The following is a 14,690-nucleotide window of genomic DNA, read 5'->3' on the forward strand; positions in this document are numbered from 1 at the left end:
CTGTAATGAGAGTGATGCGGTTCTGGCGTCAATGGATGCTGTGTTTCATGGTGATGTTTTTTAGCGCTCAGGCAGCCGCAGATGGCTGGAGTACCTACAAAAGCCGTTTTATGGGCAGCGATGGCCGAATAAGCGATACGGCCAACAACAACGTTAGCCATACCGAAGGGCAAGGCTACGGCATGTTGCTGGCGGTGGCGCATGACGATCGCGCCACTTTCGATCTGCTGTGGCAGTGGACGCGCAGCCATCTGCGTAATCCGCAAAACGATCTGTTCTACTGGCGCTACACGCCAGGCGCCGCCGATCCGATTGCCGACAAAAACAATGCATCCGATGGTGATGTGCTGATTGCCTGGGCATTGCAGCGTGCGGCGCAGAAGTGGGGCGGCGATTACCAGCAAGCCTCCGACCGCATTCAGCGTGCGATCGTGAAGCTGAATGTGATCAGCTACGGCGGACATAAAGTGATGCTGCCGGGCGCGCAGGGTTTCAACAAAACCAGCTACGTGGTGCTTAATCCCTCCTATTTCCTGTTTGATGCCTGGCGCGAGTTTGCGGAGCACAGCCATCTGCGTATCTGGAATGAGCTGATTGATGATGGCATGGATTTGCTGGGTGATATGCACTTCGGCAAAACCGGCCTGCCGCTCGATTGGGTGGCGCTGAATGCTGATGGTTCTGTGGCACCGGCGGTCGGCTATTCCAACCGCTTCAGCTATGACGCGATCCGTATTCCGCTGAATATCTGGTGGTACGATCCGCAAAGCCTGCGTCTGGTGCCGTTCCAGCGCGTCTGGCAAGGTTCGGCGCGCATGACTACGCCCGCCTGGTATGACGTGTTGGGCAACACGCCAGCGCCGTACAACATGGAAGGGGGTTTGTTAGCGATTCGCGATTTGACCCTGAATCAAACCGGTTACCTTAATGACCGTTTAGCGCCGGATCAAAACTACTTCTCCGCCAGCCTGCAGCTGCTGACCTGGATGGCGTATCAGGAAAAGCGGTAGGTTTCATCTTTGACCAGGTCGCCATAAATGGCGACCCTACAAAATTTGTATCTCATCCGTAGGGGCGCCATTTATGGCGACCTTCCCAGATTTAACCGACAATCATTCGCTCATCAATTCAGAAACGTACATTCCACTTCTTTTTGTTTTCCAGCCTTGTCTGAATCTCATTTCATTGCGCGGCTTATCTTTGATTCCTTGAACGCGATCAAAGTGGCAGCACTAACACACATGCAAATTTGTCATGCTAAAATGTATAGACAAAAGTGTATGGTAAAATGCAACCTGAACTGGAATTTGAGTGGGACCTTAGCAAAGCGGAGTCTAATCACCGCAAGCATGGCATCCGCTTAGAAATTGCCGTGCGCGTGTTTGATGATCCTTTTCATCTGTCTAGCCAGGATCGTTGTGAGAATGGCGAATATCGCTGGCAATCAATAGGTAATGTTATGGGGCATATCATTATTTTGGTGGCCCACACGGTACGTTTTGAGCAGGGCACTGAGATTATTCGCATCATTAGTGCACGTCCTGCCACGCGCAATGAGAGGAGGCGCTATGAGCAAGGTTAGGTTTAAACGCAGCGAATTACCGCCGCTTACGGGTAGCCTTCAATCTGAACTGGAAGCGCTAAGCCAAAAGCCGGATAGCGAGATTGATTGTGGTGAAATCGCTCCGTTAAATGAACGTTTCTGGGACAGTGCTTCCAGCGGGCGATTTTATCGTCCGATTAAAACGCAGGCTTCAGTCAGAATTGACGCGGATGTGCTTGAGTGGCTGAAAGCGCCGGGTAAAGGGTACCAGACGCGTTTGAACGCCATTTTGCGCGCGGCAATGCTGCGCGAATTAGAAAGCAAATAGCGGCCGGTCGGCCGCTATTTAAAATCCGCATACGGCGTTAGCGGTTGTGGCGGCATATCCATGTCGCCGTTCCAGCCGGACATCGAGTAGCGCATGAAAATCAGGCCGTGGCTCGGGGTGTAATCCTTCGCCTGCTGAATATCCATCGCCAATCCCACCGACCAATGCGGCGTAATGCGTCGCTCCACCAGCGCCTGCAGCGTGTAACCAAAACCGGTGCCCGAACTGCTGTCTGAAATGGGGTTCGACGCCAGCGTAAAGCCTGGATTGGCCGGATAGCGCTGCTGCCCGTCGGTATGCGACTGCGACCAGGAAACCGAGCCGCCGAGATCAAACGACCAATTCTCTGTGCGCTGGCGATAGGTCACCGGCACCGACAGCGAGAAATATTGCTGCGGGCTGTAATAGCCGCCCTGACCAAAGGTGTAGTCGCTGAGATCCTTCTGGTAATGCCACAGCATGCTGTTCAGGCCAACGGTGGCGCGGCGATTATCTTCATTAATCAGCTTGTAGTAATAGCCGGCCATCAGGCGTTCGCGGCTGTTATCCGCGACGTTATCACCGCTGAGCTGATGCGCACTGATATCGCCCCACACGCCATGCGCGCCGCCCTGATCATAACTCAGCCCGAGCGAGCCGCCGGTTGCCACCACGCCGCCCCAGGTTTTGCCGCCGTTCGCCGCGGGATCGCGTGCGCCTGCGTACGCCAGCAGCGAGCTGGAGATAGGCCTGCGTGACGCGGTGAACGTCAGGCCAATGTCTTTAACGTCGGTTTTCCAGCTGACGCCGCCGACCCAGTTGCGGGTCTCGAAGCCGAGTGGCGTGGTGCCGAAGTCTGCCGACCAGCGATCGTTATGCCAGCCCACGCCCAGCGCGGTGCCTTCATCGCGCTGGTTAAATTCGCGGCTGCATCCGCCGGAATTGTCATCGTTACAGCTGCCGAACTGCTCGCTGTGGCTGCCGTTGCTGGTAGAGAAAGTGCCGGCTGAAACCAGCACATGATCGACACGCACAAAGCTGCGGCCATCGGCCAGCGGCGTTTCTGCCTGCATCATGGTGGTATGCGCGGTGAAATCGGAGGTGCCGCCGTTGCCTTTGTTGCGCGAGTAATCCTGCTCCAGAGTGAACGTGGTGTCCTGCTGGCGATAAAGATCGGCGGCGTCGCTGCGGATGCTGCGTTTCAGCCAGTCATCCTGCGCCTGATTGCGGGTTAATTGCGTATAACGATCGTTATCCTGTGGCACATCCGGGCTGATGCCGCTCGCGGCCATCGCCCGTTGATAATCCTGCTGCGCTTGTGCGGGTTGTTGCAGCTGCGTTTCCAGCCGCGCCGCATCGCGAAACACCAGCGCTTTTTCCTGCGATGGTGCGAGTTTCGTCGCGCGGGTTTTCAGCTCAGCAAAAATCTGTTGAGCACGCACCGCATCGCCACTGTTTTGCCAGGCGAGCGCCACGCGTCGACCGCTGTTCACGCTTTGCTGCGCCACACTCGGCGGCAAGGCTTGTAAAGCGTGCTGCGCTTCTGCAGGGCGTTTTAAGGCGATCAAGGCTTCGATACGACCCAGCGCCGCATCGCCGTTTTTACTGTCTTGCTGCAGCACCTGTTGATAGCTCGCCAGCGCGCGGCGGGCGTCGCCGCGCTCCAGCGCCCAATCGGCCAGCGTGATATCGCGGCGGATGGACGCGGGTTGCTGTTGCAGTAGCGCAATCGCTGCCGTTTCATCGCCGCGCGTGCGTAAATCACTGGCGCGGGTAAACACTTTGTCCTGCTCGAGACGATCGGCCAGCTCATGCATGTTGCTGTCCCAGCGCGCAGCGGGCAGGCGATGCAAGGTGGCCAGCGCCGCGTCATCGCGGTCGCCGGAAGCCAGCCACAGCGCCGACGCATACAGCGCTGTGGGTTGCTGTGGATGCTGGCGCACCATCGCGTCCATCACCAGCGCGCCCTGAGTTTCTTCACCGCCGTTGCGCAGTGCGCCAGCCAGTCGATAAGCCAGCCAGATATCATCGGGATTCGCCTGCGCCACCTGGCGATACTTCTCCGCCGCCTGATGCCATTGGCCTTGCTGCGCCAGCGCATCGGCTTCGGCCATCAGCGCATCGGTGCGCAGCTGTAGCAGACGACTTTTCGCCGTGCTATTGCTGCGATCTAAGCGCAGCGCCTGCTGCCAATAACTCTCTGCCTGCGCAGAATTTTTACGCGCCAGCGCCGCATCACCCAAGCCAATCAGCGCCCAGCTATCGCGATTATCCAACCCTTGCGCGCTGCGGTAATACCCTTCCGCCGCCGCGATATCGCCTTTTTTCAGCGCCGCATCGCCATTATTGATCGCCAGCCAGTAACTGTTGGTTTGCAGCAGCGACTGCCATTTGCCGATCTGCGTGCTGGCCTGACCGGCCTGAATCGCTTTCTCCAGCCAGCTAATGGCGGCGGCGCGATTGTTGGCTCGCGCCTGCGCCTGGCCCATCGCGCCCATCAGTTCAGCATCATTGGGATTGGCTTTAAGCGCGGCATTGAGCGTGGCAATCGCATTGGCGCCGCCACCGGCATCCACCAGCGCTAAGCCGCGCATGCGCTGGCGATACGCGGGATCGGCGAGCAGTTTTTGCTGACGCGCCAGCTCTTGCTGACCGCGCTGCTGGGCATCGCCTTCGGTAAAGGTTTGCAGATATTGCTGCAGGCTGGCGACGCTGCTTTCGCTCACCGGCTGATTCTGGATCTGCTGCAGCCACAGCTCGGAAGCGGCATCGCGCCCGCCGTTGCGGTTGGCGAGACGACGCAGCTGGGTAAAGGCTTCGCCCGGCTGATTGTTATCAAACGCCATGCGCGCCAGCTGCAGTTCTACGCCGATGTTGCCGGGATAGCGCTGCTCCAGCGCCTGCAACTGTTGATAGGCTTGCGGCTGCTGGCCGGGTAAACGCGCCACCAACCGCCAATACTCCAGCTCGGTATTCACATCGGGGAACACGCCGTGGAACAGCGCGTCCCACGCGGCTTTGGCTTCGACGACGTGGCCAGCGGTAGCCAGCAGTCGCGCCTGCTGCAGCTGCTGACGCCCTTCCGCAGTCACCAGACGCAAGCCGGCTTCTGATTCGCGCGTAGCGGCGGCATTCGGTGCCACGCGCTTCAGTTCATCCAGCAGTTTTTGCGCTTTGGCCTGATCGCCTTGACGCAGCGCCATGCGGATTTGCGCCGCCAGCACCTGCGGATTATCAGGATCGATTTTTTCCAGTCGATAGAGCGATTGCTGTACCAGATCGATTTTGTTGGTCGATTCGCCGGTGCGTATCTGCATCAGCAGCCACTCAACCGGCGAAACCTGTGGACCGATCGGGGCGGCCGTTGCACCTGCCAACACCCCGAGCGTGCTACTAATCAGCAATCCAAGCTGCAGCTTATTCATCGTCATCCAGCTCGGCCAGACGGCGACGGCTGACCATGCGCATTAAACGCCATGCCATCAGCGCAAACAGAACCACCACTACAACTGCGCAAATCGCCAGCCACACCGGATGGGTGGCCAGCAGATTCCACAGGCGTTCCCACCACGGCAGGTGACCGACGTAATAGGTATCGCCGACGCGGATGCTGTTAACGCCCGATTCACGGATCACCGTGGCGGAGCCGAACACTGCCGCGCGTTTGCCGCTGTCGAGCAGCGCGTTATTCAGCAATTCCCAGCCGCGTGGGCTGTCGGCCAGCAATGCCACGACGCTGCGTTGATCGTTAAACGGTGACTGGAAGCCGACAATCGCGCCCATCGGCCCGCGTGAGCTAATGGTGGTTTGGCTTTCTACCGCACGTTCACTGTCAGAAATCGGTACGTTGGCCGCCGCGTTGCTGCGTGCTGGCATGCTGATCCAGCTGCGGGCGGCATCGGCCAGCAGCGGGATCTTCGTGTCGTCCTGCAGATCCTGCGGAATGCCGCCGATCATCATCAAATCCGCATCCGCCGATTTCGCTTTGCTCCAGTCATCGCTCATCTGCACGCGCAGCGCCGGATAACCGGTTTGTGCGCCGATGCTGCCGAGCGCATTCAGCAGCGTGCTGACTTCATCATTGCTCGGCTTGGATTGCACCAGCACCAGCGTTTGCGCCAAATCGGCGTAGCGGCTGTACGGGAAACCGGCGTTGGCGAACGCGCCCAGCGACGGCATTTCGATGTAGTGACGATAGCCGGAGAAATCGATGCTTGAGGTATCGTCGATCACCACGTGATGTCCGACGGCGGTGACGGTTTCGCAGCGGCCGTCGGCGGTGCCGCCAATAAAGGTGTTGGCGTAATCAAAGTTAAAGCGCAGCTGATTCACCACGCCAAGGCGCAGCGCCGGAATGGTCAACTGGCGATTGCTGTCCTGCAAACCCTGCATCAGCGGGATGCGCATCAGCTGCTGGCCGGCGGTATCTTTCTGCGTCAGCGGATAATCCTGCATGAACTGGTTGTTGAGATGCACCGCGAGGCGCGAGCCATCCTGCTGAATCGGCGAGGTGTAGCGGTAGCGCAGATCCATATCGATGCCGCGCGCGCGCACCAGGAACAGATCCGGCGGCAGATTCAGCGTCAGGCTGATCGGATTCGGCTGCAAACCGTCGCCCTGCAGCTGATTTTGATACTGCGTCAGCTCGGCGAAGGTGGTGCGGCGATCGGTGCGCACCCAGTTCGGTGCGTCGTACGGCTGGCGTGCGGCCAGCAGTTTTACGCTGTCGATGGTTGAGCTGTCGCCGCGCAGCAGCAGCTGGCCTTGCGCAATGCCTTCGACGGCGGTCAGCAGATCGTTATCGTCACGGCCGAGGATCAGCAGCATCTTCTCGTACGGATTGTCAGGCTGATTCACCATCTCCACCGTCGGTTTCTCCACCGGCGGCAGATCTTTCAGGAAGTCGGGACGATGATCGTTGGTGGCAAACACCACCGCATGCTGCTCTTTGGGCAGCTGGTTATACAGCACCGGGAAGGATTGTCCGCGCCACTGCGCTTTGCTGCCAAACCAGGAAGCCAGAATCCCGGCCACGCGCTGTTGCAGCAGATTCGGCTGGGCGTTGAAGACCATCGGCAGCTGCAGAGGACGGCTGTCGCGCGTATCAAAGAACGGCTCCGGGAAATGCGACAGATCGTTTTTCAGCGGCAGCTTTTGCAGCGTTAGATCGAGTTTGCTGGCTTTGCCGATATCCAGCCAGATGGTGCTGTTGGCTGGGTTTTCACACACGTTGGCATAGTGACCAACCAGCTCGAGGCGCACGCGGTTGAAGTCGCTGATAAAGCGCGGATCGATTGGGATTTGCGTTTGGTTCTCTTTGCCGAGCTGATCGGCGGTGACCGTCACCAATCCCACCAGTTCATCGTTGAGATAGACTTTGAGCTGCGACAGCGTCGGAATCAGCGCCGGCGATGGACGATAGCTCAGATTCAGCAGTGCACGCGTCACCACTTCATCGCTGCGCACGCCGAACTCAATCTGGCTGCTCGGTTCGGTACCGCGTAGCGTCATGCTGCCGGGCGGCGGAGCGACCTGATTAAACACCAGCTGGCTGTCACGCAGCGGCGCGTTGGCGTCGACCAGCGCGTTCACCTCCGGTAACGGCTGCGGCGCAATCATGGCGCCAGAAGTCTGGGGCGCGGCCTGCACCACAGAGACGCAGCCCAGCATCAGGGCGGTGAACCAACTCAGTTTTTTCGTCATGGTCATATCATCAACTTAAGTAAAATCGGTTTTGATCGTCGCAGGCTGGCGGTCAATACGCTGCGGTAGCAGTGTCGCCAGCCAACTCACCAACGCGGTGAGGCCACGGAATAAGCGGCGCAGCGGCGCAGGTCCATACTCGGCCAGACGCAGATAGCCTTTAAAACCCAGCACCATAATGTCGGCCAGACTTTGCACCGGTTTATCTTCCGGGAAGCCGTCCTGCCACAGCGCCCAGGTATCGGCGCGGGCGAAGGTGCACTGAATAAATTCAATGTGTTGGCGCGTCGTGAGTTGATGCAGGCGAATCCCGGCGCGACGGCCAAATACGCGCTGCACCTGACACGGGAAGCTGAACTCTTGCTGACCACGGCGCAGCAGCAGCGACACGGTTTCGTCCTCTTTCAGCGCATCGGCTTCGCGCAGCTCAACGCCGACGCCGCCGTCGGAATAGTCACGCAGCGTGCATGGCACCATGTGTCCATCCTCACGCGCGATGGCGGCGGGCATGGCGATTTCCACACGATGCGCTTCGCGGATCTGACGCGCTTCAACCGACACCGCCACCGCGCCGCCGAGGATAATCATGTTGTAAATCACCCACACCAAACTGACCCAAATGGTGAGCATTTCGTTGGCCGGACCGTACGCCATGCGCCAGAAGGCCATGCCGATACCGGCGATATTCAGCAGCACCAGCATCATGTACGGCTTGGTAATCACCCAGTCGAGATGACGCTCGGCCACCAAACCGCCTTTGGCGGTAACGTTGAACTTGCCTTTATGTGGATTGAACAGCGCCACCGTGGTTGGCCGCGCGATGTACCACGCCAGCACGGTTTCATACACTTCGCTCCAGAACGAATGTCGCCAGCGGCCCTGAATGCGCGAGTTGGTCAAACTGGTGTGCAGCATATGCGGCAGCACGTAGATGGCGATCGCCAGCGCGGGCGCGTAGATGATGTAGGCGTGGAACAGCAGAAACGCCAGCGGTGCCAGCAGGAAGATCAGGCGCGGAATCCCGGCGAGAAAGTGCAGCATGGCGTTGGCGTAACACAGGCGCTGCACCAGCTTTAACCCTTTGCCGAACAGCGGGTTGTCGAGGCGGAAAATCTGCACCATGCCGCGTGCCCAGCGGATACGCTGGCCGATATGCGCGGACAAACTCTCGGTGGCCAGACCCGCAGCCTGCGGAATACGGATATACGCCGAGGTGTAACCCTGGCGATGCAGACGCAGCGAGGTGTGTGCATCTTCGGTGACGGTTTCTACCGCAATGCCGCCGATCTGATCCAGCGCGGTACGGCGCAATACGGCGCAAGAGCCGCAGAAGAACGCGGCATCCCAGGTATCGTTGCCATCCTGCACCAAACCGTAAAACAGCGAGCCTTCGTTAGGCGTCTGGCGGAAGCGACCGAGGTTACGTTCAAACGGATCGGGCGAGAAGAAGTGGTGCGGCGTTTGCAGCATCGCCAGCCGATGATCTTTCAGGAACCAGCCCATCGTCAGCTGCAGGAACGAGCGCGTCGGCACATGGTCGCAGTCAAAAATGGCGACATATTCGCTGCGACACACGGCTTTCAAAGCATGGTTGATGTTACCCGCTTTGGCGTGTTCGTGGGTGGGACGCACCACGTAATTGACGCCAACGCTGGCGGCAAACTCGCGGAACTCTTCGCGCGTGCCGTCGTCCAGCAGGTAGATATTGAGCTTGTCCTGCGGCCAGTCGATGCCCATCGCCGCGTAGATGGTCGGTTTCACGACGCTCAGCGGTTCGTTGTAGGTCGGCACCAGAATATCGACGCTCGGCCACGAGGTGATTTCCGGCGGCATCGAGACCGGCTGGCGATTGAGCGGCCACAGCGTCTGGAAATAGCCCAGCACCAACACCGCCCACGCATAGGTTTCCGCACCTATCAGCAGCAAGCCAAACGTCAGGCTGATCGGATCGTCCCAGTTGAGGGTTTCGGTGTAGCGCCACCACAGATAACGGCAGGAAATGGTCAGCGATAACACGATCAGCATGATGGTGGACAAGCGGCCCGGCACGCGACGCACCAGCATCGCCAATCCCCATAACAGCAGCACGAAGACAAACTGCGTAGTGATGCCGAAGGGTTGCGAGATGCACAGCAGCGCCAGCAGGCTGGCGACAATCGCCGCCACGATAAACAGCAGTTGGCGCAACCACGCGGGCAGCGCCTGAATACGTTGTTCGCTGCGCTGGGCGAACCGGTTTTGTTCCAGCCGTTCCGGCAGCGCGCCGAGCCACTGATAGAGCGGCTCACGCCAGCGGAACAGCGGTTTGACGCTGAAAGCTTTACGCGTGCGCTTATCAAGCGGCAATACCAGCATCAGCCACAGGCTTTGCATTGCATAGCGCAGCGGGTCAAGTGGATGCGGGCGCAGCGGCGAAATTTGCGGATAGTAACGCTGACGATGTTGCAGGATGCGCTGCCAGCCGGGTGTTTCCAGCCGCAACAGCGACCATGCGAGCACGCACCACATCAGATGCAGCGCGATGGTGAAACGGCCCGCGCCATGCTGATGCGCCAGTTGAGCGCGGCGTTGCAGCGCCTGCCACGCTTGCGGCATCAGCAGCCAGCGTAATGGATTCACGCCGCGCCTCCCGCCACATTCAGCAGCAGCCAGTTAGCCAGCGTGTTGATCTCTTCACTGGCCAGCGCATGCGGCCGATATTCGCCCACCGGCTGTTTCATCATCAGCGCTTCCGCCAGCGCTTCATCGCGGTGAATCACTTGTGGAATCAGGTTTTTCAGCGAGCTGATCCACAGCTGATGCAGATCCTGCTGTAGCTGGCTGTTGGCATTGAACTGGTTGATCAGAAACAGCGTGTGCGCAGGAAAACGCGCGTGATGCAGACGCAACTGACAGTTGGCATCCAGCGTCAGCACCTGCAGCAGACGATCGGCCGCGGTAACCAGGGATCGCTGCCACGGCAACAGATCCGCTGGCATGTCGAAAATAATCCAGTCGTAGTGCGATTTCAGGACCGGCAGCGCGTGTAGCAGCGGGGCGGCAAATTCTGAGTTGATAGCGCTGATGCTGGCGTGCTGGTGCGGCGTGAGTGCGCCAAACGGCAGAAAATCCAGCCCCGCTTGATAGCGCTGTGCGCACTGCTGCCACGCGTGCTGTTCGAGCAGCGCGGGCGCCCAGCCCTGAGAGCGGTCGAGCGGCATATTAAAGTGGGCAGCTAGCTGATTTACCGGGGAAAAATCGATAACCAGCACCGATTGCTGCAGCGCGTTAAACGCCCAGCCAAGTGCGGCGCTCAGCGAAGTGGCGCCACAACCGCCACGCAATCCTTGTAATGCAATAACAGGCATTAACGTTCTGACTCCTGTGCGGCGCTTATTTCACGCAGCAATGGCCAGCGCGTCATAATGGTATTAAGTCGCGCTTCGCGGGCAATATCAATGTAGCGAAATGCCTTAAGGGAAAAGGCATCACTTAAGGCAGTAATGTCATCGTGCTCTTCGCTGCTAGCAGCATTCAGCGAAAATGCATTCTCTGTTTTCATTATTTTTTTGCCACCAAAAAATCGACAACGGGTGAATTGTGGTTTTATTTTTTGTAAAGTTTAAACCTGAAGTAAAGACAAATGCTATCCACAGATCAATATGATTTGCGCTAATACGCTATTTTTTATTTCACCCGTTCCAATTGTGGCTGTCTCGATTAAACTAGCCTGGATTGTATCGATCGCGAATCAAATATGAAAAAACATTATGCGCTTGGCCTGCAGCAGATTCAGCAGGAATTAAATACTCTGCAGAATCCAGGGTTTTACTGGATTACCAGCCAGCGTCAGGAAGATGCACGAATGCTGCTGCGTCAGGTAGTTAGCCAGCAAAAGGCGGCTACGCTCATCAGTGCGGACGAGAAACCGCAGGCGCTGCTGACGCCCGATCCCATCGGCGGTCCGGCGCGTATGCCGTTATTTTCACTGCCGGCAAATAAAAGCAGCTTAAAGCAGCTGGAAAGTGATTTTTCCCGCGTGCTGAATAGCCGCAGCGGCCTGGTGATTTTTTATAGTAATGCCGCGCTGTGGGGAAAATTATCGCCCGATGAGTTAACCCTCTGGCTTAAGCGAATGCGTCGTTTGTTATCTAAAAAACAAATAACGCTGTTAATGATCACCTCCGGTGCGTCAATAATTCACCTGCGTAATCATCTGCAAGGTTATTTTCGCCAGCTTGATGGTCTCGCACATTTAGAGTTTCAGCAGGACAGTTGGCAATATCGAATTAACTGGTGGTATGCGGCCGATAAATTGCTGGCCGACCGCGCTATCCGTTTGAGTTATGTCGATAATCAATTTATTGCCGTTAATGAAGCGGAACAAAATATTCCCTTAAGCCGCAATGATGAAAACCAATTCCTTGCTGAGGAAGGTGTGCTGGAAGGCGCGCCGCCGCTTTCGGCACAGTGGCAATTGTTTAGCGATAACGAAAGCGTGTTCTCGCGTGCGCAGCAGGCGAACGCCGCCACGGTCATCTTTAGTCTGGTTCATAATCAAGACATTAATTCTTTAGCAACGATGGTCCATAGTTTGCGTCGCTCACGCGGTAGCGCGCTTAAGATTGTGGTGCGCGAAATCAGTACCACGCTGCGCTACAGTGATGAGCGTTTGCTGCTGGCCTGCGGCGTGAATGCCATTGTGCCGACCGCAGCCAGTTTGTCGCGCTTTCTGACCACGCTGGAAGGGATTCAGGGGCAGCAGTTCTCGCGCCATGTGCCTGCCAATCTCAATGCTCTGATGCAGGCGCTGCAGCCGCTACAGCAAAAAGGCTATTTGCCGCTGGACGCATTTTGCGCGGCGGTGCAGCAGCTGATGACCAACACGCTGCTGCCGGAAAATGACAAAGGCTTGATGGTGGCGCTGCGCGCGGTGCCGCAGCTGAAACCCGAACAGATTCTAACGCTGTGTAAACCGCGCCGCTTCGGCGATTTGGTGACGCTGGTGAACGACCGCATCTATCTGTTCCTCTCTTCGTGCCGATTCAATGATTTGGATATCGCGCTGAAGTCGATCTTCTCGCTGCCGCACGACGAGCTGTTTAGCAATCGCATCGTCTGGTTTGAAGATAATCAGATCGTGTCGGAGGCGGATAAAATTCGGCAGTTAACCTCGGTGGCGCAGCGCGACAGGCAAACCGCGCCGCTGGCCGCTGCGCCAGTTAGCACCCAGGCCGCCGTGCCTGAACGCGGGGCACAAACGCCGCAGCCGATTACCCTCAACCTCGACGGAGTAAGCCACCAATGACGCTGATGGATTGGGTGCAGGTGGCGATCCTGCTGTTACTGATTTTGCTGTTCCTGACATCACTGTTTGGGCGCGGACGAGCGCGCAGCGGCACCAATCCGCTGCTGCGTTTGCTGCCGACGCGCGCATTGAAATCAGAAGGACAGTGGCAACGCAAAACCAATAAAACGGATAAACATGAATAACAGATTCACGATGCACGGTTCGTGGTGGCGCGGCCTCGGCGGCTGGAACTTTTACTTCCTGATCAAATTTGCGCTGCTGTGGTACGGCTACCTCAATTTTCACGCGCTGAGTAATCTGGTGTTTCTGGCGTGGCTGCTGTTCCCGCTGCCGGGCGCGCGGCTGCATCGCCTGCGTCAGTGGATTTCGCTGCCGATTGGCGTGGCGCTGTTCTGGCACGATACCTGGCTGCCGGGACTCAATTCGATTATGAGCCAGGGCAGCCAGCTGGCGGGCTTCTCGCCCAGCTATCTGCTCGATCTTGCCAATCGCTTTATTAACTGGGAGATGATTGGCGCGGGCTTTGTGCTGCTGGTGCTGTATCTGTTTGTCGCGCAGTGGATTCGCGTCACCGTGCTGGTGTCGCTGATGCTGATCTGGCTCAACGTGCTGACGATCGCCGGACCGGCAATGAATTTACTGCCGAGCAGCGCCGCCACGCCGACGGTGAAGCTCAACGATACGCCAGCGGCGAAAGCGCCAGATGGCCTCGATCAATCCGCGCCGCCAACCAGCGCCAACCTCACCGCGTGGCTCAACCGTTTTTACGACGCCGAGCGCCAGCGTGCGACCCATTTCCCGGACGCCTTGCCAGCTGATTCGCAGCCGTTCGATATTCTGGTGATCAATATCTGTTCGCTGTCGTGGTCGGATTTGAACGTCGCGCAGCTGCGTAATCATCCGCTGTGGCAGCACTTCGATATTCTGCTCAACAACTACAACTCCGCCACCGGTTACAGCGGCCCGGCGGGGATTCGTCTGCTGCGCGCCAGCTGCGGGCAGAGCTCGCACAGCGATCTCTACAAAGCCACCGATCAGCGCTGCTATCTGTTTGATAATCTGGCGAAGCTTGGCTTTAAACAGCAGTTGATGATGGATCACACCGGCGTGTTTGGTAACTATCTCAAAGAGCTGCGCGAAGAGGGCAATCTGCAGGCGCCGCTGATGTCGCAGGCCGGCATCTCGCCGGAAGTGACGTCGTTTGATGGCTCGCCGGTATTTAATGACGCGCAGCTGATGCAGCGCTGGCTCGACGATCGCACCAAGAGCAGCGATGCGCGCTCCGCCACCTTCTATAACCTGATTCCGCTGCACGACGGAACGCGCGAGTTGGGCAGCACGCGCAGCGCCGACTGGCAGCCGCGCGCCAAAGTGCTGTTTGATCAGCTTGATGCCTTCCTGACCAATCTGGAGAAATCGGGTCGTCGCGTGATGGTGCTGGTGGTGCCGGAACACGGCGCGGCGCTGCAGGGCGACAAGATGCAGATGTCAGGATTGCGTGATATCCCCAGTCCGGATATCACCCATGTGCCGGTCGGCATTAAGTTTGTTGGCATGAAAGCACCGCATCAGGGCCAGCCGCTCAGCGTGGAGACGCCAACCAGCCTGATGGCGATCTCGGAAATCGTCTCACGCGTGGTGGATGGGCAGGTGTTTAATGCGCCGAACGTTAATATGTCGGTGCTGACCGATAATTTGCCGCAGACGCCGGTGGTGTCCGAGAACGATAACGCGGTGGTGATGATGTATCAGGGTAAACCGTGGATCCGCCTGAACGGCGGCGATTGGGTGCCGTATCCGCAGTAGCCTGGAGTAGGTCGCCATTCATGGCGACCCTTATATCTCGA

11 protein-coding genes are annotated in these 14,690 nt (G+C 58.0%); 6 read left to right on the forward strand and 5 right to left on the reverse strand.

Annotation, left to right across the window (positions count from 1 at the left end):
* The first annotated feature begins 5 nt into the window (after positions 1–5).
* The 3 genes from HX773_RS17150 (at position 6) to HX773_RS17160 (ending at position 1,871) form a co-directional block, all read left to right on the forward strand.
* Positions 6–1,010, forward strand: coding sequence for a glycosyl hydrolase family 8 (locus HX773_RS17150; RefSeq protein ID WP_176972536.1), 1,005 nt, complete (start codon positions 6–8; stop codon positions 1,008–1,010).
* Positions 1,011–1,288: 278 nt separating this feature from the next.
* A complete protein-coding gene (locus tag HX773_RS17155) occupies positions 1,289–1,582 on the forward strand; it encodes a BrnT family toxin (protein ID WP_176972537.1) in 294 nt (97 codons plus the stop codon).
* Positions 1,569–1,871, forward strand: coding sequence for a BrnA antitoxin family protein (locus HX773_RS17160; RefSeq protein ID WP_176972538.1), 303 nt, complete (start codon positions 1,569–1,571; stop codon positions 1,869–1,871). The genes HX773_RS17155 and HX773_RS17160 overlap by 14 nt, the downstream gene beginning before the upstream one ends.
* Positions 1,872–1,885: 14 nt before the next feature.
* On the opposite strand, the gene bcsC is transcribed toward HX773_RS17160, so the two are convergent.
* Genes bcsC through bcsR form a run of 5 tightly spaced genes read right to left on the reverse strand, consistent with a single transcriptional unit; the run spans position 1,886 to position 11,094 of the window.
* Positions 1,886–5,275: a cellulose synthase complex outer membrane protein BcsC gene (gene bcsC / locus HX773_RS17165; protein WP_176972539.1), complete on the reverse strand. Its 3,390-nt coding sequence runs from the start codon at positions 5,273–5,275 to the stop codon at positions 1,886–1,888.
* On the reverse strand, positions 5,268–7,553 hold the full coding sequence (gene bcsB, locus HX773_RS17170; RefSeq protein ID WP_176972540.1) for a cellulose biosynthesis cyclic di-GMP-binding regulatory protein BcsB: 2,286 nt from the start codon (positions 7,551–7,553) through the stop codon (positions 5,268–5,270). The genes bcsC and bcsB overlap by 8 nt, the downstream gene beginning before the upstream one ends.
* A gap of 15 nt (positions 7,554–7,568) precedes the next feature.
* The gene (gene bcsA / locus HX773_RS17175; protein WP_176972541.1) at positions 7,569–10,172 is read right to left on the reverse strand and encodes a UDP-forming cellulose synthase catalytic subunit; all 2,604 of its coding nucleotides are present in this window, start codon (positions 10,170–10,172) and stop codon (positions 7,569–7,571) included.
* A complete protein-coding gene (gene bcsQ / locus HX773_RS17180) occupies positions 10,169–10,900 on the reverse strand; it encodes a cellulose biosynthesis protein BcsQ (RefSeq protein ID WP_176972542.1) in 732 nt (243 codons plus the stop codon). Before bcsQ ends, bcsA begins: the two co-directional genes overlap by 4 nt.
* Positions 10,900–11,094 (reverse strand): cellulose biosynthesis protein BcsR, encoded by a 195-nt coding sequence (gene bcsR, locus HX773_RS17185; protein ID WP_061719343.1) that lies wholly within the window; start codon positions 11,092–11,094, stop codon positions 10,900–10,902. The genes bcsQ and bcsR overlap by 1 nt, the downstream gene beginning before the upstream one ends.
* Positions 11,095–11,289: 195 nt before the next feature.
* Between bcsR and bcsE the strand changes: the two genes are divergently transcribed.
* Genes bcsE through bcsG form a run of 3 tightly spaced genes read left to right on the forward strand, consistent with a single transcriptional unit; the run spans position 11,290 to position 14,649 of the window.
* Positions 11,290–12,840, forward strand: coding sequence for a cellulose biosynthesis protein BcsE (bcsE, locus tag HX773_RS17190; RefSeq protein ID WP_176972543.1), 1,551 nt, complete (start codon positions 11,290–11,292; stop codon positions 12,838–12,840).
* Positions 12,837–13,025 carry a cellulose biosynthesis protein BcsF gene (locus HX773_RS17195; RefSeq protein WP_176972544.1) on the forward strand — a complete coding sequence of 63 codons (189 nt, stop codon included), beginning with the start codon at positions 12,837–12,839 and terminating at the stop codon, positions 13,023–13,025. The genes bcsE and HX773_RS17195 overlap by 4 nt, the downstream gene beginning before the upstream one ends.
* Entirely contained in the window at positions 13,018–14,649 is a 1,632-nt protein-coding gene (gene bcsG, locus HX773_RS17200; RefSeq protein WP_176972545.1) for a cellulose biosynthesis protein BcsG, read from the forward strand. The genes HX773_RS17195 and bcsG overlap by 8 nt, the downstream gene beginning before the upstream one ends.
* The last annotated feature ends 41 nt before the right edge of the window (positions 14,650–14,690 follow it).

The sequence above is a fragment of the Pantoea sp. B9002 genome, from assembly GCF_013385945.1.
Taxonomy (GTDB): Bacteria; Pseudomonadota; Gammaproteobacteria; order Enterobacterales; family Enterobacteriaceae; genus Pantoea.